Source organism: Peribacillus sp. YIM B13477 (genome assembly GCF_042787955.1).
Lineage (GTDB): Bacteria > Bacillota > Bacilli > Bacillales > DSM-1321 > Peribacillus > Peribacillus frigoritolerans.
On record NZ_JBHZPD010000002.1, the window covers coordinates 543592 to 563827 of the forward strand.

At 41.8% G+C, this 20236-nt stretch carries 19 protein-coding genes; 9 read left to right on the forward strand and 10 right to left on the reverse strand.

Going from position 1 to position 20236, the window contains the following annotated elements; translation table 11 throughout:
• Positions 1-106: 106 nt before the first annotated feature.
• Entirely contained in the window at positions 107-886 is a 780-nt protein-coding gene (locus tag ACFX4H_RS09360) for an MBL fold metallo-hydrolase (protein ID WP_377435295.1), read from the forward strand.
• A 37-nt stretch (positions 887-923) separates the two neighbouring features.
• Here the strand turns inward: ACFX4H_RS09360 and ACFX4H_RS09365 are convergent, their stop codons facing one another.
• From ACFX4H_RS09365 to ACFX4H_RS09380, 4 genes are all read right to left on the reverse strand, one after another.
• Positions 924-1967: a LacI family DNA-binding transcriptional regulator gene (locus ACFX4H_RS09365; protein ID WP_034314582.1), complete on the reverse strand. Its 1044-nt coding sequence runs from the start codon at positions 1965-1967 to the stop codon at positions 924-926.
• A 328-nt stretch (positions 1968-2295) separates the two neighbouring features.
• Positions 2296-3945 (reverse strand): glycoside hydrolase family 13 protein, encoded by a 1650-nt coding sequence (locus ACFX4H_RS09370; protein ID WP_034314585.1) that lies wholly within the window; start codon positions 3943-3945, stop codon positions 2296-2298.
• Between the two features lie 79 nt (positions 3946-4024).
• Positions 4025-5560 carry an alpha-amylase family glycosyl hydrolase gene (locus tag ACFX4H_RS09375; RefSeq protein WP_377435037.1) on the reverse strand — a complete coding sequence of 512 codons (1536 nt, stop codon included), beginning with the start codon at positions 5558-5560 and terminating at the stop codon, positions 4025-4027.
• Positions 5561-5710: 150 nt separating this feature from the next.
• The gene (locus ACFX4H_RS09380; RefSeq protein ID WP_237752155.1) at positions 5711-6973 is read right to left on the reverse strand and encodes an extracellular solute-binding protein; all 1263 of its coding nucleotides are present in this window, start codon (positions 6971-6973) and stop codon (positions 5711-5713) included.
• Between the two features lie 355 nt (positions 6974-7328).
• Between ACFX4H_RS09380 and ACFX4H_RS09385 the strand changes: the two genes are divergently transcribed.
• A complete protein-coding gene (locus ACFX4H_RS09385; protein WP_034314594.1) occupies positions 7329-9080 on the forward strand; it encodes a glycoside hydrolase family 13 protein in 1752 nt (583 codons plus the stop codon).
• A 43-nt stretch (positions 9081-9123) separates the two neighbouring features.
• Here the strand turns inward: ACFX4H_RS09385 and asnB are convergent, their stop codons facing one another.
• The gene (gene asnB / locus ACFX4H_RS09390; protein ID WP_377435039.1) at positions 9124-10971 is read right to left on the reverse strand and encodes an asparagine synthase (glutamine-hydrolyzing); all 1848 of its coding nucleotides are present in this window, start codon (positions 10969-10971) and stop codon (positions 9124-9126) included.
• 284 nt (positions 10972-11255) lie between these two features.
• On the opposite strand from asnB, the gene ACFX4H_RS09395 reads away from it, so the two are divergent.
• On the forward strand, positions 11256-11822 hold the full coding sequence (locus ACFX4H_RS09395) for a DUF2777 domain-containing protein (protein WP_063591845.1): 567 nt from the start codon (positions 11256-11258) through the stop codon (positions 11820-11822).
• A gap of 57 nt (positions 11823-11879) precedes the next feature.
• On the opposite strand, the gene ACFX4H_RS09400 is transcribed toward ACFX4H_RS09395, so the two are convergent.
• From ACFX4H_RS09400 to ACFX4H_RS09415, 4 genes are all read right to left on the reverse strand, one after another.
• Complete coding sequence (locus ACFX4H_RS09400) at positions 11880-12224, reverse strand: YisL family protein (RefSeq protein WP_377435041.1); 345 nt, start codon at positions 12222-12224, stop codon at positions 11880-11882.
• Positions 12225-12330: 106 nt separating this feature from the next.
• Entirely contained in the window at positions 12331-13539 is a 1209-nt protein-coding gene (locus ACFX4H_RS09405; RefSeq protein WP_377435043.1) for a DUF418 domain-containing protein, read from the reverse strand.
• Between the two features lie 40 nt (positions 13540-13579).
• Positions 13580-14854, reverse strand: coding sequence for an MFS transporter (locus ACFX4H_RS09410; RefSeq protein WP_249597021.1), 1275 nt, complete (start codon positions 14852-14854; stop codon positions 13580-13582).
• Positions 14855-15136: 282 nt separating this feature from the next.
• Positions 15137-16729, reverse strand: coding sequence for a long-chain-fatty-acid--CoA ligase (locus ACFX4H_RS09415; protein WP_377435045.1), 1593 nt, complete (start codon positions 16727-16729; stop codon positions 15137-15139).
• Positions 16730-16952: 223 nt separating this feature from the next.
• Here ACFX4H_RS09415 and ACFX4H_RS09420 point away from each other — a divergent pair, with 223 nt between their 5' ends.
• From ACFX4H_RS09420 to ACFX4H_RS09445, 6 genes are all read left to right on the forward strand, one after another.
• Positions 16953-17174: a spore germination protein gene (locus ACFX4H_RS09420; protein WP_034315507.1), complete on the forward strand. Its 222-nt coding sequence runs from the start codon at positions 16953-16955 to the stop codon at positions 17172-17174.
• A gap of 21 nt (positions 17175-17195) precedes the next feature.
• On the forward strand, positions 17196-17402 hold the full coding sequence (locus tag ACFX4H_RS09425) for a spore germination protein GerPB (RefSeq protein ID WP_034314608.1): 207 nt from the start codon (positions 17196-17198) through the stop codon (positions 17400-17402).
• Positions 17403-17484: 82 nt separating this feature from the next.
• On the forward strand, positions 17485-18096 hold the full coding sequence (gene gerPC, locus ACFX4H_RS09430; protein ID WP_249597019.1) for a spore germination protein GerPC: 612 nt from the start codon (positions 17485-17487) through the stop codon (positions 18094-18096).
• A complete protein-coding gene (locus ACFX4H_RS09435; protein WP_063591851.1) occupies positions 18086-18265 on the forward strand; it encodes a hypothetical protein in 180 nt (59 codons plus the stop codon). The genes gerPC and ACFX4H_RS09435 overlap by 11 nt, the downstream gene beginning before the upstream one ends.
• Before the next feature lie 5 nt (positions 18266-18270).
• Complete coding sequence (locus ACFX4H_RS09440; RefSeq protein WP_034314612.1) at positions 18271-18678, forward strand: spore germination protein GerPE; 408 nt, start codon at positions 18271-18273, stop codon at positions 18676-18678.
• Positions 18679-18699: 21 nt separating this feature from the next.
• Positions 18700-18918: a spore germination protein gene (locus tag ACFX4H_RS09445; RefSeq protein WP_034314616.1), complete on the forward strand. Its 219-nt coding sequence runs from the start codon at positions 18700-18702 to the stop codon at positions 18916-18918.
• A gap of 46 nt (positions 18919-18964) precedes the next feature.
• Here ACFX4H_RS09445 and trpB read toward each other — a convergent pair whose 3' ends face one another.
• On the reverse strand, positions 18965-20128 hold the full coding sequence (trpB, locus tag ACFX4H_RS09450; RefSeq protein ID WP_063591852.1) for a tryptophan synthase subunit beta: 1164 nt from the start codon (positions 20126-20128) through the stop codon (positions 18965-18967).
• Between the last annotated feature and the right edge of the window lie 108 nt (positions 20129-20236).

Sequence of the window (20236 nt, forward strand, 5' to 3'; positions counted from 1 at the left end):
GTGGATTTCATAAATTGAAATCCACTGCTTTTACTCTTTCAGGCAGGATATTTCCGGTTAACGCGGAATTTATGACTTGGAAGGAGTGGAGTCATTTTTGAAAAATATTGTAGATCCATGGTTCACCGTTCAGGGATTGGACTCAAAAACGTTTGCAATCAGTGAATATGGTCATTGGGAGAAAGTTCATTCCTTTTTATTACTTGGTGAGACCCGGGCTGCGTTAATCGACACAGGATTAGGCATCGATTCGATTAAGCGGATTACAGACCAGCTTACCGATCTTCCGATCATCGTTCTGACCACACACGTTCATGCGGATCATATTGGCGGTCACGGTGATTATGAAACGATTTATGTTCATGGTGATGATGCCAATTGGCTGATTAACGGCATTGAAGGTTTGCCCTTGGAACAAATAAGAAAGAACATGGCCCGGGATATCACATTACCCATTCCCGATTCATTCAATCCTGATACATACAAGCCATACCAGGGGTACCCCGATAGGCTTTTATCGGATGGGGACACGATTGATCTTGGAAACCGAAGTTTAAGCATTTATCATACACCTGGTCATTCGCCTGGCCACATTTCAATTTTGGATGATGAAACAGGTTATTTATTTACTGGCGACCTGCTTTATTCAGATACTCCCGTTTATGCATTTTATCCCTCGACAAGCCCTGAAGACCTTGTTAATTCGTTAGAAAAAATCGCAAAGATCAAGGCAGTCTCCAAAATCTATGGCGGTCACAACCAACTAGGCCTCGAACCAAAGATCCTTGAAGAAGTCCTTGCAGCCATTCAATATCTTAAAGAGAATCATTTGGTCAGACACGAAACGGGTATACATGCATTCAAAAGTTTCAGCGTACATTTCTAGATAAAAAAGGCATTGCTTTTACGCAATGCCCTCTCGTTCAATAAGTCATGGCCATTGCACCTTGCTTGATCGATCTGCAGGAATGCCTTTCCACGAAATGATGTGGAATGATGGTCCCGGCAGGAGCATCTCCAGTCTGCAGCATATGAATGATGCCCTTAGCGGCCTGATATCCCAAATCAAAAATATTAATATCTACGGAGGTCAGGGCTGGTAATGACAGTTCAGAGAAAAGAACGTTATTGAAGCTGACGATTGACATTTCTTCAGGAGTGCGCACGCCCATTTCGCGAAGTGAATGCACGATGCCAAGTGCCATGAGATCATCACTGACCACCAAAGCGGTAGGTGGTTCATCGATGGATAGTAACCTTTTTGCAGCGGCTTGTCCCCCTTCATGCAAAAAATCTTCATGCAGGGTATATTCCATCCTTCGATCGATTCCAGCCCTCTCCAATGCCCGTTCATATCCTGATAAGCGATCAATGGTCATCATGAGGGATTCATCCCCTCCGATGAATCCAACCCTTTCATGTCCTAGCTTTATGAGGTAATCCGTTGCCTGTTCGGCAGCCAAGACATTATCGTTATCAACATATGTTATCTCTTCGATGTAATCATAGGGTTTCCCAATGATCACAAATGGAAAATCCCTTTCCCTCAAATAGGTCAGAATGTGATCGTTCATCCTTGAATACATCAGGATTATTCCATCCACCATCCCCCCCTGCACCATATTAACTACTCCTTCGTAGATTTCATCTTCTGTTTTTCCCGTGCTTAACAACAGGGAATAATGGTTTTCCTGAGCTCCCTCACTTAGACCCTGGAGGATCGTAGGAAAAAAGGGATTTTGATAATAATCATTTGACGAACTTGGCATTACCAAGCCAATGATCCTGGTCGATTGATTGGCAAGACTACGTGCAATGAAGTTTGGATGGTATCCTAATTTAGTCATCGCCTTACGTACCCTTACCTTTGTTTTTTCACTTATTCGAGGATTATTTGCAATCACTCGAGAAACTGTTGAAGGAGCAACATTCGCTAGCTGTGCCACATCTTTTATTGTGATGGCCATGCATTTCCCCTCTCCTTTCTTAGCCTTTATTGACTTCATTTAAAAAAGGTGAATACCAATAAACACTTCTCTAATATTTGTTTTATATTTATACATTTTGTATGTATTCATAATACACTCAGTTCAATAGTTATATCCATACTTTTTTTAATGTTTGTTTAATTTTTCAGAAAATACTTACTTTTCCGTTTTTTTCATCTGAATTTAAAATTCAAAAAGAAGCTGATGGATGATCAGCTTCTTGAAAAACGACAGGTCTATTGGAAATTAAGAAGTCAGACGACTAACTACATAGGTTTTAGGCTAATTTCCAATCAAGTCCATAGAATCAATAACGATAAATCCTCGTTTCATATGGACGTAAGTCAATAAGGGGCACCTCAGGACAATCCTCATAATTAGCAAGCAAAAGTTCCATTTCCCCCCAATAAGAAAGGTCGATTTGATGGTGATTCATACTAAAGTTACATACTACCATAACTGAATTATCATTCATGTTTCTTGTATAAATATAAAGTTCAGGATGATCTTCCCATAATAACTCATATTCCCCATAAACAAGGACCTGATGTTTTTTTCGAAGTTCAATCATCTTTTTATAAAAATGATAAATGGATGACGGGTCATTTTTCTGCTGTTCTACATTAATGGCGCGATAATTTGGATTAACCCTCATCCAAGGGGTTCCATGAGTGAATCCGCCATTTTCAAGATCATTCCATTGCATCGGTGTTCGTGAATTATCACGGCCGCTATGCCATATAATGTTCATGATCTCATCATGAGGCCGACCTTTCGAGGTCTCTATCCTATAAAAGTTTTTCATTCCGACATCATCATAATCATCAATCGAATCAAATTGGACATTTGTCATGCCAATTTCCTGACCTTGATAAATAAAAGGTGTCCCTTGCATGAAAAAGTAAAGGGCCCCTATCATTTTTGCGCTTTCCAACCAATATTGATGATCATTTCCCCAGGTGGATACACTTCTCGGCTGGTCATGATTTTCAAAAAACAAAGCATTCCATCCTTTGTTTTTCAGCCCCTTTTGCCATTTGGTCATCGTTCGCTTTAATCCTTGAACATCAACAGCGTGATTCTGTCCCCTATTCCAAAGACCAAGATGTTCAAATTGAAAGATCATATTGAACTTCCCATTCGATTCCCCGACCCATTCTTCCGCCTGCTCTATCCTGACGCCATTGGCCTCACCGACGGTCATGATATCATACTTAGAGAAAGTCTCTTCTTTCAACTCCTGAAGGTAATCCAGAATCCCATCCTGATTGGTATGCATTTCAAACGCAGGTACATACTGATGCCAATATGGATTGGGCATATCCGGAAGGCCTTCACGCTTATGAATATGCGTGATTGCATCAATCCGGAAGCCATCGATTCCCTTATCGAGCCACCAATTGACCATTTCATATAATGCCTTTCGCACATCAGTGTTTTTCCAGTTTAAGTCTGGCTGCTTTTCGGCAAATAGATGTAAATAGTATTGATTGGTCCTTTCATCGAATTTCCAGGCACTTCCGGAAAAGATGCTTTCCCAATTATTAGGCTCACGGCCGTCCTGCCCATCCCTCCAAATATACCAATCCCGTTTCGGATTATCGCGGGAAGAACGTGACTCGACGAACCAGGGGTGCTCATCACTTGTATGATTCAAAACAAGGTCGAGTATCACCTTCATCCCACGCCCGTGAACATCTTTCAATAACAGATCAATATCTTCGATTGAACCGAATTCATCGGAAACTGCTTGATAATCACTAATATCATAGCCATTATCCGCATTGGGCGATTTATAAAAAGGACAAATCCAAATGACATCTATCCCTAATTCCTGCAGATAGTCGAGCTTTGAAATCAAACCTTTTATGTCTCCGACCCCATCACCATTACTATCCATGAAACTGCGCGGGTAAATTTGATAACAAACCGCTTCTTTCCACCAGGTCTTATTCATGCTGTAACCTCCCGATCCTGTTTTCCACAAAGCCTTAGGGACAATGTTTGGCGGTTACCGACAATCGAGAGGTATATGATTATTTTGGTTGATTCCGTTTTGAACGTTTAATAACCAAAGCAATGAATATACCAAAAATGAGAAGAACCAATCCTATGACTAACAGGTAAGGAATATTAATAATCGACTTAGGTGACAGCGTATAGACTTCAGTCGTCTCCCTGTCGATTACGATAGAGTAGCTGTTGTCCTTACTGCGGACCAGATCCCCATTCAGCATACCTCTCAACTCTTTATTGCTTTCAAGTTCCTTATCATCAAGGTTTATCGTTTGAGTTTCAGTCGTATTGTTCATGGCGACGACGATCGTTTCATCACCATACACACGCTTGAATACCGAAGCTCCGCCTTCTTCATATAAAAGCTCCATATCCCCTTTTACCAATGCTGGGTACATGTCTCTGAGATCAGAAAGCTTCGTTATATATTCCACCAATTCCTGTTCTGTCTTAAAATTCATCAACTTATGATTATCCGGGGCAATATCGCCATTTAAGGCAATTTCCGATCCATAAAATACGATAGGCACCCCTGGCATCGTATACAGATACGACAGAGCCATTCTCCATCTGGAGCCTGGATTTTCGTTATGATCGGCTGCATCCTTTGTAAAACGGGGCATTCCCTGTGTGTCCATGAACAATGCCTGATGGGCATTGCCCCCTAATTCATCTTCGCTTTTCGCAAACGCATTAAAAACAGGTTTCAATTCCTTATCGGGCGCAGCAAATGCTTCACGTAGCTCAGCATTCTGCGGATAAGCCATAAAAGCATCGATACCCGTCTCCTTGTAGCTTGAGATCAATTCCGCATCACCTTGAACATCGCCGATTGTATAGAAATTTGATTTTTCAGATTTGACTGCATCCACAAATTCCTTCCAAAAATCTTTTGCTACGTATTGGACTTTATTTATACGGTATCCATCAATATCAGTTTCCGTTATCCACCATTTGGCAGCGTCAAGTAAATATTTCCTTGTTTCCTCATTATCTTGATTCAAATCGGGAAGACCATCAACCCACCCTGTTTCCAAATCCGTTTGGCTACCGTCCTTGGAAATCTTTTTTTCTTCATGGAACCAATCTTGTTTTTTTGGATCGGTCAGCCACGCGGATTCAGGCCCCACATTATTTGCTTGAAAATCAATGATCACCTTCATATCGCGTTCATGTGCCTCATTCACGAGTTTTTTAAACTCTTCCATTGTCCCATAGTGTTTATCCGTTTTATAAAAATCGGCCACCCAATCGCCATGATAGCCATTTGCATCATTAGCGAAAATCGGTGAAAGGATGATAGCGGTATAACCCATATCTTTTAAATAATTCAGTTTCTTCGTGACACCTTCGAAATCCCCGCCATTAAACGTGGAAGGGTCATTCACGTTCGCATCTCCATTATTTTGGGTATCCCCATCGAAAAATCTGTCGACCAATAATGAATATACGATTTCATCCTTCCAAGTTCGTTGTTCTTTTTCAGCTGCTCCTACTGGAATGGCGTAAAAAAGAAGCAGCGGAATTAAAGCGAGTGATAACGCCCTTTTTCTCATATCCGTTCTCCTCCTAGCTATCTCTTTACGCCTTTAAGATTAGCCTTTTGCCCCCTTAACGTCAAATCCAATTTATAAAAAACTTTACACTTAAGGGACAAACTGGGGATACTGGTTATGGTTACTGAATTGGAAAAGAGCCGAACACGGTTAACGTTCTTTTTTTATCTTCTTGACCGCTTTATCCAAAGCCCTTTTTGGTTTTGCTTTTTGAGTGGTCATTTCATCCATGGCTGAATTCATCGGTCCCCATACTTTATTCATTTCCGGAATATTCGGCACTGGTTCAGCGTATTGTAATTGTATGCTTAAGGCTTGTGCCCTTTCATTTTCTTTGATTGCGGCTTTGTTTTTAATTGATTTATTAGGTGGGATTTCCCCTGTTAAATCAAAACGCTTCATTGCATTATCATCATTAGTCAAATATTCAACTAACTTCGTAGACCAATAAGGGTGTTTTGTGAATGCTGTTACATGCCAGCCTTTGATTTCCATGAACGTTTTCATTGGCTGACCATTGGGCAATTCTGGCATGGGGGCAATTCCTGTATCCTTTCGCTCGGTAAATGAGTTCCCGTCACTCATGATAGAAGCCAATTTCCCTTGTAAAAACAACTTCTCGATTCCTGCCTTGCCGCCTTTAGGAATCAAACCCGCCCTATACCATTTTTGGATGTACGCAGCCCCTTTTATGGAACCCTTATTATTCAAACCAATGTCGGAAGGGTCTAACTTTCCATTCTTATCTTTAAATATATAACCCCCCATTCCAGCCATTACTCCATACGAATCATGGAAATCATTCCACTTGGCATAGTAACCATGCACGTTACGCTTTCTTAATTCCTTCGTCATTTTATAAAGGTCATTCATCGTCTCGGGAGCCTTAGCCATCAATTTTTTATTATAAATGAAGACGGAGGTGGTTACGGACTTTGGCAATCCAAAAACCTTATCTTGATACATCTCCCCCCTAATTGAAGGTTCAATGAATGCATTCAATACCTCATCTTTCACCTTCACTTCCTGAATTAAGCCTTCCTTCACGATTTGCCCGACTTTCTCATGGGAAAAAGTTACGACATCCGGTGCCTTTCCATTTCCGATTGGCCCATCTCGACGAAGTCGTTCATACATCCCGGTAGCCATTTCAAGCTCTTCATGCTCAACTTTGATTCCATATTCTTTTTCAAAGGCTTCAATCACCGGCTTTAGGGCCTCCGCTTTACCTTCTTCCTCCCAAATGATCAATTTTTCCGGCTTCGCTTCATTGCTGGCTTCGTCTTCTTTTTTCTTATCTTCTTTCACTGCTTTATTTTTATTTTCTAAATCTGAACTGGATCCGCAAGCACTTACACTAACAATCAATAATATGGACATGAACAAATGAAAAATCAGCTTCTTCACTTTCATTCTCCTTTTTGCAATGTTTATTCTATCATGTCCAAAAGCACCAAATAATACTGTTTTTCAGTTCAGTACTTCAAATAAAGCCAATTGATGAAAGCGATACCAAAGCTATTGTTATCATTATATGAACGGCTTTGATTTTTACAACATTTTCCTTGGCGTATTTATTTCCTTGTAGTGATGAACAATTTTTGTTATTTTTTAGTTAATAAGTGCTTCTTTCAATTGAAATTGGGTATATAACCAAAATGAATAAGCACTTTACCTGGCTTAGTACCACTTCATAGAGACCCTCCTCGTAACAGCCGGAAGTTTCCTTTTTCACAGTCCCAAAACCTATAGAATCGGAGTGGTTTTCATGGAATTTTCATCCATACACCATAGACCTAATGACAATTACGGCTATCCTATCAACACTGAAACCCTACATATCCGCCTACGCACGAAAAAACAAGATATCTCCTCAGTTGGATTGATTTTTGGGGATCCTTACATTTCAAATAGTGGTCAATGGCAGTACGAGGAACTTCCCATGAGTCTGTCGGGCAGCGATACCCGTTATGATTACTGGCATATCCATGTGAAGCCTCCCTACCGAAGAATTCGATATGGGTTCAAGGTATCGGCAGAAGAAGAATGCTCCATTTACACGGAAAAGGGCTTCTTCAAAGAGCCTCCCCGAGATCCCGGATGCTATTTCGCGATTCCCTATCTCCATCAAAATGAAGTTTTCGGGGCACCGGAATGGGTCAAAGATACAATTTGGTACCAAATTTTCCCTGAACGATTCGCGAACGGAAACCCCGCCAACGACCCCAAAGGTGTGAAACCCTGGGGAAGTGAAGACCCGGCGGTGGATAATTTTTTTGGCGGGGACTTCGAAGGAATCATTGAACATTTGGATTACCTTGAGAATCTCGGCATCAACGGAATCTATTTCACGCCAATCTTCCATGCCTACTCCAATCATAAATACGATACGATTGATTATCGGAGTATCGATCCGCAATTCGGAACGAAGGAAACATTGAAAACACTAATAGCCGAATGCCATAAACGGAATATACGGGTCATGCTGGATGCCGTTTTTAACCATAGCGGCTACTATTTCCCCCCTTTCCAGGATTTACTCGAAAAAGGGGAGAAATCGAAATATAAGGATTGGTTCCACCCTCACAGCTTCCCTCTTAAGGGAGGGGAAAGGCCCAATTATGAAACATTCGGTTTTTTTGAATCGATGCCAAAATTGAATACGGCAAATCCGGAGGTGAAAGAATATCTGCTCGAAGTCTCGGCTTATTGGATCAAGGAGTTCGATATAGACGCCTGGCGGCTCGATGTGGCAAATGAAGTTGATCAGCCATTCTGGCGTGAATTTCGAACAACGGTGAAAAATATAAAGCCTGACCTTTATATTCTTGGGGAAATTTGGCATGACTCCATGCCATGGCTTCGCGGCGATCAGTTCGATGCCGTCATGAATTACCCTTTCACCAACCAAGTCTTTCGCCTGGTCGCTTCACAAACCATCAATGCACGCGAGTTCACTGAAGAAATGACAGCCATCTATCACAGTTATCCAACCAATGTTTTTGACGTGACATTCAACCTTCTTGGAAGCCATGATACACCGCGGATTTTCACGGATTGCGGGGAAGATCTAGCTAGAGCCAAGCTCATTCACGCAATCCTGCTGACATTCAATGGCAGCCCTTGTATTTATTATGGAGATGAAATCGGCTTAACCGGCGGCATGGATCCAGGATGCCGAAAATGCATGGTCTGGGAAGAAGAAAAACAAAACACCGAGCTACTCAATGAAATTAAGGCATTGATCCACTTGCGAAAAGAAGAACGGTTACTTGCCAATGACGGAGAGTTTAAATTCCTTGATACAGCCGGAAACGAAAATATCGTGGCTTACCAAAAGTATAATGAAAAACGTTCTGTCGTGATCCTCATCAATCCGACCGATGTCAAGCAATCCTTTACCCTTCCTGTTGATTTGAAAGGACGTACACTAACGGATTTAAGAACAAAGGAAACCACACAAGTTGGCAAATTTGAATTGGGTGGTTATCAATATAAAATTCTCGCAATCAATCATTAGGCAAATGGAAACGGGGCGTTGATAATCATCCGCCCCGTTTTTTTCACTCGATTATTTGGATGTCATATTCTTTGAACCATACATGGGTCTGTGCCAAATGCGCGAGCAATTGTGGCCCTGACATCAATTGGCCGAACCATGGCACTTTAAAAGCCGCACCCTTGGAATCTACTATATCGGTTAGCTTCTGTTTATCGAAAAATTCATGCAGGATCGAATTATTATCCGTCAGTAAGTCTTTCAACCACGCCTGCACACTGTCTGTATATATAGGGTTATGGGTTTTGGGATATGGACTTTTTTTACGATACAATACTTCATCCGGTAATAGCCCCTCCAAAGCCTTCCTGAGAATACCCTTTTCACGGTTGCCTTCCATTTTCATTTCCCAAGGAATGTTCCATGCATATTCAACAAGGCGATGATCGGCAAATGGCACGCGCACCTCTAGACTTGCCCCCATACTCATCCGGTCCTTCCGGTCAAGGAGCGTCGTCATGAACCATAATAAATTCACATAGAAAAGCTCTCTCCGCTTTGCCGCTATACCGCTTTCCCCTTCCAATTTAGGCGTTTCGGCAAGGGTGGCCAAATAAGCTTCCTGGGCATATTCCTCCAGCTTCAATTTCTCGCGCCATCCCGTTTTCAATAAAGATACCCGCTCATCCGTAGATCTCATCCATGGAAAACCAGCTCGATTCAAATCATCCTCACGGTGAAACCAAGGATAACCTCCAAAAATTTCGTCCGCACATTCGCCGGACAGGCCTACGACAAAATCCCGCTTGATTTCCTTACAAAACCAAAGTAAAGAAGAATCGACATCCGCCATGCCTGGGAGGTCCCTTACAAGGACAGCTTCCGTTAAATAATTTGTCAGCTGCTCTTGAGAGATGACCGATGAATGGTGAACCGTGTTAAAACTATCCGACATCTTTTTAATCCAATACCCATCGGAGTTTGGCTGAAAATCATTTGCCTTGAAATAACGCTCATTATCCTCATAATCAATGGAATACGTATGAAGCTGGCCTTTCCCTTCTTTTTGATAGGCATTTGCAGCAATGGCCGTAATTGCGCTTGAGTCAAGCCCTCCTGATAAGAAGGTACAAAGCGGAACATCAGATACAAGTTGCCGCGTCACTGCATCTTCGACAAGGAAGCGAACCTTCTCGGCCGTCTCGTCAAGCGTATCCCGATGTTCTTCGCTTTTCACATTCCAATATCTCCAAATCCGGAGGCCTTTCCTTGATAAAGTAAGCGCATGGGCAGGCCTTAATTCCTGGATATCATGAAATACGCCTGAACCTGGCTTCCGGGATGGACCAACACCAAAAACTTCAGACAACCCTTCGCGGTCAATCTCCGTTTTAACATCCGGATGGGCCAGAATCGCCTTCAGCTCCGATCCGAAAATGAACCCGCCGTCCCTTTCCGCATAAAAGAATGGTTTTACCCCCATGCGATCTCTTCCGATGAATAATTTCTGTTCCTTTTCATCCCAAATCGCAAACGCAAAAATCCCATTGAACAAGTCAATGCATTTTTCTTTCCATTCTATATAAGAAGTTAGCAAAACTTCTGTATCAGAATGACCGTTAAAGGAATATCCTTTTAATAATAGCTGTTTACGAATATCCTCGGTGTTATATAGCTCACCATTATAACAAAGCGTATATCTGCCGTTTTCATGATTTTTCGTCATCGGCTGTTTTCCGCCTTCCGCATCGACAACCGTTAACCGTTTATGACCAAAGGCAACATGGGCTTCGCTCCAAACATTATCTTCGTCAGGCCCCCGCTTTGCCAACGTTTTTGTCATGTTTTCCAGCGTTTTCGTTTTTGTCCGTAAATCTTTTTGAAAATGCACCCAGCCTGTTATCCCACACATTTTACACTTCATCCTTTCTATCCGGACTATCAAAAATATATTGGCTCCCTGTCTTAAAAAGATTTACAGTCCCTAAGTATCGCTCAGCATCATTCCGTAGGGCCACCTGCCAACAACGCCCGGCGTCGTTAATGAATTGTTGAGCAAAGCATCCCGTGTTAAACATAGCCTATGCAAAGACGGAAAGATGGTTATTTGTCCATAATATTTTAAAATATACAGTTATATTTTCATTGGATTTTGACTAAAAAGTAGGTGAGGATTCCACTATTGGAGGTATATGTATGAGTCAGCAACAACGAACTAAGTTAATGAATAGGCAAACAAGAGCTTTTACCGAAGGAACAGTGGAAAATATCAATCAACAATGGATTTTTTTCGATGATGAAACAGATGAGGCCTGCTCCATTGAAGACCACGTTAACAGCATCATCGAAGTGTACAGGGGCGGGCGCTGGCAGCAAGGAGTAATTGAAGAAGAGGGAAAGATCCTGCTTCATCGGGAAATCACCTTCTTAAGGGAAAATGAGCCCATTCGGATACGCAAAAAACTGCTCTACTCTTTTGAACGTTTATTGGAAGAATTGAACGATGATTCCTTTTTCCAATTTGTAACGACATTGAATTCACTTGATTTTTCTATTTATGATTGTATATATAGCTATAACCAGCTCACTTTTTTAAGGGCCGTCCCAAACCAGTCCGGCGTGAATTTCTTCACCTTTGATAACGAGAGCCAAATTTGTCTCGTTCAGCACCATTTTTCTTACGGGAAAAAGGATCATGATCGTTTTGAATTCACCCTGAACACCGGAAAAAGGATCGTCATTGAGAAAGTGAATTCACAATAACGGGTAAAAGAAAACGGGTAAATGAGATTTCCTCATTTACCCGTCTTTAATTCTGTATTAAAAAAAGTCCATTCCTTGTGGCAGTGAAAATCCTAAATAAAGGACGAATACAAGCGCTACGATGAACAATATCCACATGGCACCTGTGCTTTTTCTTTTTTTCGTACGGACCAGCACCATTTCCATCGCCGCAATCACGATGATTCCAACGATCATTTTTACTGCGTAAGCACCAAAATCAGTGATCAACATGCCGCCAGTAAGAAAAATCAATAGATAGAACAACCGTGTTATCATATGTAGCAATTTCGCTTTCGGGTTTGCACCTTTAAGCATCGAATATGTGACAAAGAAAAGAATGATTCCGATAACCCAAGCTGTAATATGCATATGTGTAGTCATTTTTTTGCCCCCTCGTTCAGTTTCCATTTCATCATATCATAGGCTTTTACAAAAAAACAAAACTAAGTATCCACCTGAATGGGTAAAACCAACAATTTAATGAACATCATTTACATTTCTTCTTAACTGGTCCCTCCCTGCGCAAGACCGGCTTTTTACCATACGTAAAAAAACGCCATATATATTCAACCGGTCCGTATTCATAAAGGCCCATCCACAATAAGGAAAGCAGGATTTGCAGGCAAAACAGGGCTATTAGAAAAACAAATCCTGTCGTATATGAGACTGATCCATATAAACCAAGGCCATATGAATAAAAAATGCCCGTACATACCATCGATTGGAACAAGTAATTGCTCATCGACATCCTTCCGATATACGAAAGCGGATGTAACAGGCAGGAAGCCCCTGCACGTTCCGCCAAAAGCGTGATTGCCGTGATATAAAAAATCGTAAGTAACGGTCCTCCCAAATAATCCTGGACGAATATCGTTCCAAAATGGTATACCGTCACATATGGCAGCATCTTAATTGACATGCCCAATAGCAAGCTTACGATCGATATCGCTTTCAATTGTCGTTTATATTGGGTTGGATTTTGGAGAAAGCCATGTTTTGCCACGCCTGCTCCCATTAAAAAAAACGGAAAAATCGATAAAAAAAGGATAATGGCATTTAATGGGTTGTTCACCATATACCAATCCAACGCCCTTTGACTCATCAGTTCCGTAAATGTACCAGATTGATAAACTTCCAAAGACTGTTTCATCATCGCCGAATCAGTCGTGATCGCCATCCCTTCCTTATCAAAAGTGCCCATTATAAGAAATAGAGAACCCAATATTGCAAAAGGCAGGACATAACAAACCGAGCCAAGCAGAATTAAATTCCGGCCCTTCATCTTATAAAAAAACAAAAGTGCAAACCCAAATACAGCATAATTAATGAGGATGTCCCCATGCCAGATGAAGAAAGCATGAATACAGCCCAGTATCAGCAGGAAACTTAGCCTTTTCATATATAGTAACGGAAATGAAATACCCTTTTCTTCACTCCTTACTGCCAAAATGATTGCCCCGAAACCGAACAGAAAGGCAAATAACGGATAAAAGCTGGCCTGTGCGACTATATCACTGAATCTGTACAAAATCCCATCCCATCCTCCTGCCCACCGCTTTGCACCATCTATGTACAAGAGCGGGGAGTGGAAAGAAGGCATATTCACTAAAAAAATCCCTAAAATGGCTAATCCACGTAAAATATCGATGCTTACGATCCGTTTACTTTCCTGCAATGGTACCATTGCGCCCTTCATAGGTACACCCTCTTTCATTCATACAGATTTAACATCTTTTCTATATCTCCATTGCATCACCTTTAACTTTCGTGACCGCTTTGTGCTTTTTTATCAGTATGACAAACAAGCTGCCCAATAAGCAAAAGATTCCTGCAAGGAAGAATGCCCATGTATAGGAGTTGAATATTTTGAAGATAAGCCCTCCACCGTACGCCGCCACTGCTGCACCCACCTGATGGGCCGCGAATATCCACCCGTATACGATCCCGCTTTTCTCCATGCCAAATACTTGCCTTGAAATGCTTATGGTCGGAGGAACGGTCGCTATCCAATCCAAGCCATAGAAAACGGAAAAGATAATCAATAGACCGACAGAACCTTCATTTAATGCAAAAGGAAGTAATACGAGGGAAGCCCCCCTTAGAGCGTAATACCAAAACAACAGCCAACGGTTATCAAAACGATCTGATAGCCATCCGGATACAGTCGTACCAATCAAATCAAAGATTCCCATGAAAGATAGCAGTGATGCTGCCGTCACAACCGGTAAACCAAAACTAATGCAGTAAGAAATGAAATGTGTCCCGATCAACCCGCTCGTTGAAAGTCCGCATATAAAAAAGCTACCTGCCAATAACCAGAATTCCTTCACTTTCACTGCTTCAATCAACGATTGAAAAGCCATGGCGATGGGATTCTTATTTTGGACTGTAACAGCCTCCTGCTTTTCCTCTTCCAATCCATATGGAAGAGTGCCGACTTCCTTCGGATTGTTTTTCATGAATAAAAGGATGATTGCCAGCATGATCAAGCTAAGGACCAAAATTAATCCAATCGCCCATCTCCACGAATAACTCTCAATGATGATGGCTAAAACCGGAAGTAAAATGAGCTGGCCCGTGGCCGTACTTGCCGTAAGTATCCCGACCGCCAGCCCCCGCCTCTTCTCGAACCAACGATTTGCCACATATGGGCTCAATACCGTTAAAAACACTCCAGAACCCAATCCAATGATAATTCCCCAAATTAAAATGAGCTGCCACTCATGCTGCATGAAAAAAGTGAGGAGAATCCCTGCCAATAAAGTGGACATGGCCGATACCATCATTTTCTTCAAGCCAAGCACTTCAATTAGGGCGGCCATGAACGGACCCGATAATCCATAAAGAAAAAGACTTATGGCAAAGGCTAAAGAAATGACGGACCGGTCCCACCCGAACTCATTTTCAAATGGTACGATGTATACTCCCGATGATGACCTAACGATACCGGCTACAATAATCGAGAAGAATGTTATGATTAAAATAACCCAGCTATAATGAATACGTTTCAATGCTCTCCCCCACAATCCAAAACTGTTAAAATCAACATAATGAAAAAAGAAAAATTATAATAATTTGAAATATTTTATAATAGTAACACTTTATCTTTAAACAGGAAGCTTTTTATCGAAACAAATTCCAATGTTCCTGAATGACCTTCTTCCCTTATCCAACAATGGCATGAGTTACTGCGGCTATTTACGAATGGAAACATATCAGTGTCCACCTCAGGAAACCGTTTTAAACGGCAACAGAAAAAAACGCTGATCATTTCTGAACAGCGTTAGCGAACTTCAATTAACGAATCTGCCTGTTTTCCCCTTAGATTCCCAATAATCATTACGAAGATGGATTTTTTGTATTTTCCCCGATGCCGTTTTTGGAAGCTCATCGACGAACGACACACTGGTAACTGATTTAAAATGAGCTAATTTTTCCCGTGTGAAGGCCTTTATATCATCCTCCGTTAATTCCACGCCCATTTTTGGCACGACGAAGGCATGCGGTGTCTCTCCCCACTTTTCATGTGGAACGGCAATGACTGCCGCTTCAAGAATGTCCGGATGTTCGTAGAGTATTCCTTCCACTTCTATTGAAGAGATATTTTCTCCGCCACTAATGATTATATCCTTTTTGCGGTCTACTATATCCACATTCCCGTTTTCATCGATTGTGGCCATATCCCCTGTATGCAGCCATCCATTTATCAGTGTCTGGCTGGTCGCTTCTTCATTTTTCCAATAACCTAACATCACTCCATGGCTGCGGACGATAAGCTCGCCGATATCCACGCCATCATGGGCAACTTCCTCACCATCGCCATAGATAACCTTTACCTCACTGCCTATGATGGGATATCCGGCTTTCGCCTTCATTCTGTATTTTTCTTTTTCCGGAAGATCATCGAATTCAGAACGAATCAGCGATATCAGACTGACAGGTGTTGATTCCGTCATTCCGTAAATTTGAATGAACTCCCAGCCTAACTCTTTTTCCACCCTTGTAACGAATGCAGGAGGCGGAGCGGAGCCTGCAACGACGATTCGGACATCCTGCTCGATATTCGGAACATTCCGTTCATAATATTGGAACAGTGAATTCAGAACCGTCGGTGCCATATGCATGATGGAAACCTTATGCTTTTGCAGTGCATCAAATATCATTTCTGGGCTGGTTTTCCTCAAACAAACTTGAGTGGCACCATTTGCCGTATAATAAAATGGCGCCCCCCACCCATTCACGTGGAACATCGGCAGTACGTGCAAATATGTATCGCGGTCATTGACCCTGAAATGATGCATCGCACCCAGGGCATGTAAATAGTTGTTGCGGTGAGTCAGCATCACCCCTTTGGGATTTCCTGTGGTCCCGCTCGTATAAAGAAGGCTCGAAACATCATTTTCATCCACTGACTCCCGGTTAAAGCACTTGTTATCATAACGTTCCAGCCAATGGTTGTAATCGGTTTCATTTATCTCTTCATCTTTATAATGAACGATTATGTGCTCCACCGATTCAAGTTCGTCCCTGACAGGGGAAATAAGATGATACAATTCCCGATCTACGAAAAGGACCTTGGACTCGCTATGGTTCAAAATGAAAACATAATCTGCAGGCTTCAAACGGATATTCAAGGGAACGATTACTGCCCCAATTTGAAATACCCCATAAAAGCCTTCAAGCATTTCAATTGAGTTAGGTGCCAAATATGCCACCTTGTCACCCTTTTTGACACCGAGATCCCTTAAACCATTTGAAAGCTGGTTTACACGGCCATTCAGCTCTAAGTATGTTAAAACCTTGTCATCTCCAATGATGGCTTTCTTATCGCCATATAGTAAGGCTGCTCGATCTAAGAAATGCGATAATACTAATGGTACATTCATTTCCTCACCTCTAATTTTATTTGAAAATTCTGAATTAGCATCATATTACCATATCTGTTTCCAACATTCCAACAATATCCGCCGTTGTTATATAACAATATATTAATAGGCAGATGAATCACATCAATCATGAGTCAACATACAATACATTGAAACTCCCTTCAGTGATAGGCTCATGGCCTTAAATTCAGGGGAAAACCAGAATAAAAAAAGGGTGATTTTCTTGCCGGCCATCGTAGGAATCGTTCAAGTCATCAACGTCGGTAGCAGTGGAATTGTCCATATTGGTGACGTCTTTAAAATTAGTCCCTATTCCACCTCAAAAACGTTTGCAGGTGCTGGCTCGTTTAATACGGGTGAATCCATATCCCTTTATAATGCCTATAGCACCACGAATACAAATGATACTGATGGTGTTGATCAGCCACTGGTCCTAAATCTCTAATGTTTTAAGAAAGGAGTCAGCATGATCTTCAATATTCACCAGACCATACAAATCAATATGATAAAAATTGAAAGCATCGCCAATTCATCCGTTTTTCAAATAGGCAGTGCAGGGGTGATTAAGCCATATTCCACATTGGCCAATACCGGTGGATTCACAGAGCCTGCTCCCGAAATTGAAGCCGATGTAACCCCATTAGCCAGTTTCGTCCCATTTACGCCCTCCTAGTTCATAGGCATTCACCTACATCCTACTTTTTCATATACTGTCTTATATGAAATCAACTTATTGTGAAGGTGGGTGTTGAATCGTGACTCAGGATCTCTATTCATATTCCATACAAATGCAGCGTTTTCTTGAAGCCCAGGATAAACGGATCATGAAACTTGAACACGAACTCAAACGCCTGACAGATGAACTTGCCGAGCTGAAAAATAAACCGCCAATCCATGTAGATAAAATTGAATATAAATTCGATCAGTTAAAAGTCGAATCTTTAGATGGAACATTGAATATCGGTTTAAATCCAACTGACCTTAACAACATTGATGAATTTGCCGTCAACAACCAACCCATTCAACCTGCACCTAACCTATTTCCAGGAAGGGAAATCGTCGTCCAGGAAATTCACAATGATATACTTTCTGACTTGGAAAATATGATTCACGATGCGGAAAACCAACTGAAAACATCATTGGAACCCTCATATCATGACTTCATTAAACAGGACGTCGAACGCCAGCTTCATCAACGTATCAATATGTATTTCGATAATCTTTCTTACGCGGAACGTGCACCGCAGCAACGGGATAATGTCAAGGAAATGATCAGGGAGAAGGTGAAATCCGATATTCAAACTGCATTATTCCAATTCATTACCCATTCACAAGCCGAGACAGGAGGAAATCCAAATGGAGTTTAATGTAACCAATCACCAGCTTTGTGTAGGAGATATTAAAATTACCGGTGTATCAAGCTCTGCTTTATTTCTCATAGGGGATGTACAAACGGTCCAACTATCCTCAGCATTCGATACCCCGCCGGAATCCCTTATCATAGGGCCATTCGTGCCGCTTTCTCCAGAAGGATAAAAAATATGTTTTCAAGAATATCAAAAGTAAAATCTATAGTATCAGACACGGTATCGTTCAGCTCCGCCATGCAAATCGGGGATACCTCATATATTGACGGGAATTCCCTGGCTTTAGCCGTTCAAAAGAAAAGTGAAACTTTCCACTCAGTCGATATTCATTTCGAAGACTATGACATTTTTAAGAAACCATTTTATATCCCAAGATTGAATGAACCAGTCATATCAAGTTTTTCAAATCCGAATCCCTTCATACGGGTCGGCAATATCAATATAATCGGGGTATCGGCCTCATCTGTGGTTGGTGTGGGGAACGTAGGCCATGCACGTATGGAATCAAGAGTGAAGCATATTCGGGAAGTGCCTAAAGAAAACGAAGAGACGCCAATCGAGGATTCAACCAACAACACTTAAACTTTTAAAGGAGGGGTTCATATGCCTGCCATTATCGGCCCGGTCCAAGTATTTAATGTCGCGCAAGGAAACCTGTTATTCGGTGATTGCGCCGTCATTTCCCCTAAGTCTTCCTCCAAATCGGTTACTGGATCCGGTTCAGGGAACACGGCTGCAATCGTCTTTACGGCCAATGGCCTGAATGGAAGCAATGTCCTGGATATCAATGGAGTTGACCAGCCCATTACGGGGAATAATTAGTCAAAGAAAAAAGCCTCCCATCTCCAGGGAGGCTTTTAATTTCGACCTATTTTTCTAACATGTTGAATACTTGCTCGACATCTTTGTCTCCCCTGCCTGATAAATTAACGATCAGTATATCATCCCTTGTTAACTCTTTAGCGAGCTTCATGGCGTGAGCTAGGGCATGTGAGCTTTCGAGAGCCGGAATGATTCCCTCTGTTTTGGATAATACCTGAAAAGCCTCAAGAGCTTCTTCCCCTTTTACCGTCACATACTCCGCTCGTCCGCTTTCTTTCAAAAAACTATGCTCGGGCCCCACGCTCGGGTAATCCAAACCTGCAGCTATAGAGAATGTCGGTTTTGGTTCTCCTTGTTCATCCACTAACGTTAAACTTTTGAATCCATGCAATACTGCCGGGACACCTTGCGAAATACTTGGGGCTTCAATTGGCTCTACACCAATTAAACGGACATTATCTTCATCAATATAATGAGCAAAAGCACCGATCGCATTACTTCCCCCTCCTGCACAAGCAATGATGGCAGTTGGCAGTTTTCCTTCCTTTTCAAGGATTTGGCGTTTTGATTCTTCACTTATGATTGATTGGAAATGTTTAACGATCGTTGGATATGGGTGTGGCCCCACTGCTGAACCAAGCAAGTAGAAAGTATTTTCATAGTTTTGCACCAAGTCATTCAATGCCTCATCAACAGCATCCTTCAATCGACCCTGTCCCTTTTCGACCGCTACGACTTTTGCCCCCAGCAATTCCATCCGAAAGACATTCAATGCCTGCCTCTCCGTATCCAGCTTACCCATATAGATCACACACTCCATGCCAAACATCGCACATGCTGTCGCAGTCGCCACACCATGCTGTCCTGCTCCTGTTTCTGCGATGATGCGTTTAGCACCCCTTCGTTTAGCGAGCAGGATTTGTCCGATCGCATTATTAATTTTATGAGCACCTGTATGATTCAGATCTTCACGCTTCAAGTATATTTTTGCCCCGCCAACCTTTTCCGTTAAATTCTTTGCAAGTGTTAACGGGTTTTCGCGTCCGACATATTCTTTCAGATAATATCGGAACTCCTCAATGAATTCCGGGTCATCCTTATATTTCAGGAATTCCGTTTCTAAAATATCCATAACTTCCTGAAGTTCACCCGGTATAAAGCTTCCACCGAACTCACCAAAGTATCCCTTGCTCTTGATCTCACTCGTCATACTCTTCTCTACTCCTTTAAAAAGGTATTTTTCTCAACTAGTATATAGTAAGCATTTACACTTTTTCAAACTATTCTGTTTATTTAACCAAAAAGAAGCGTCCCACAT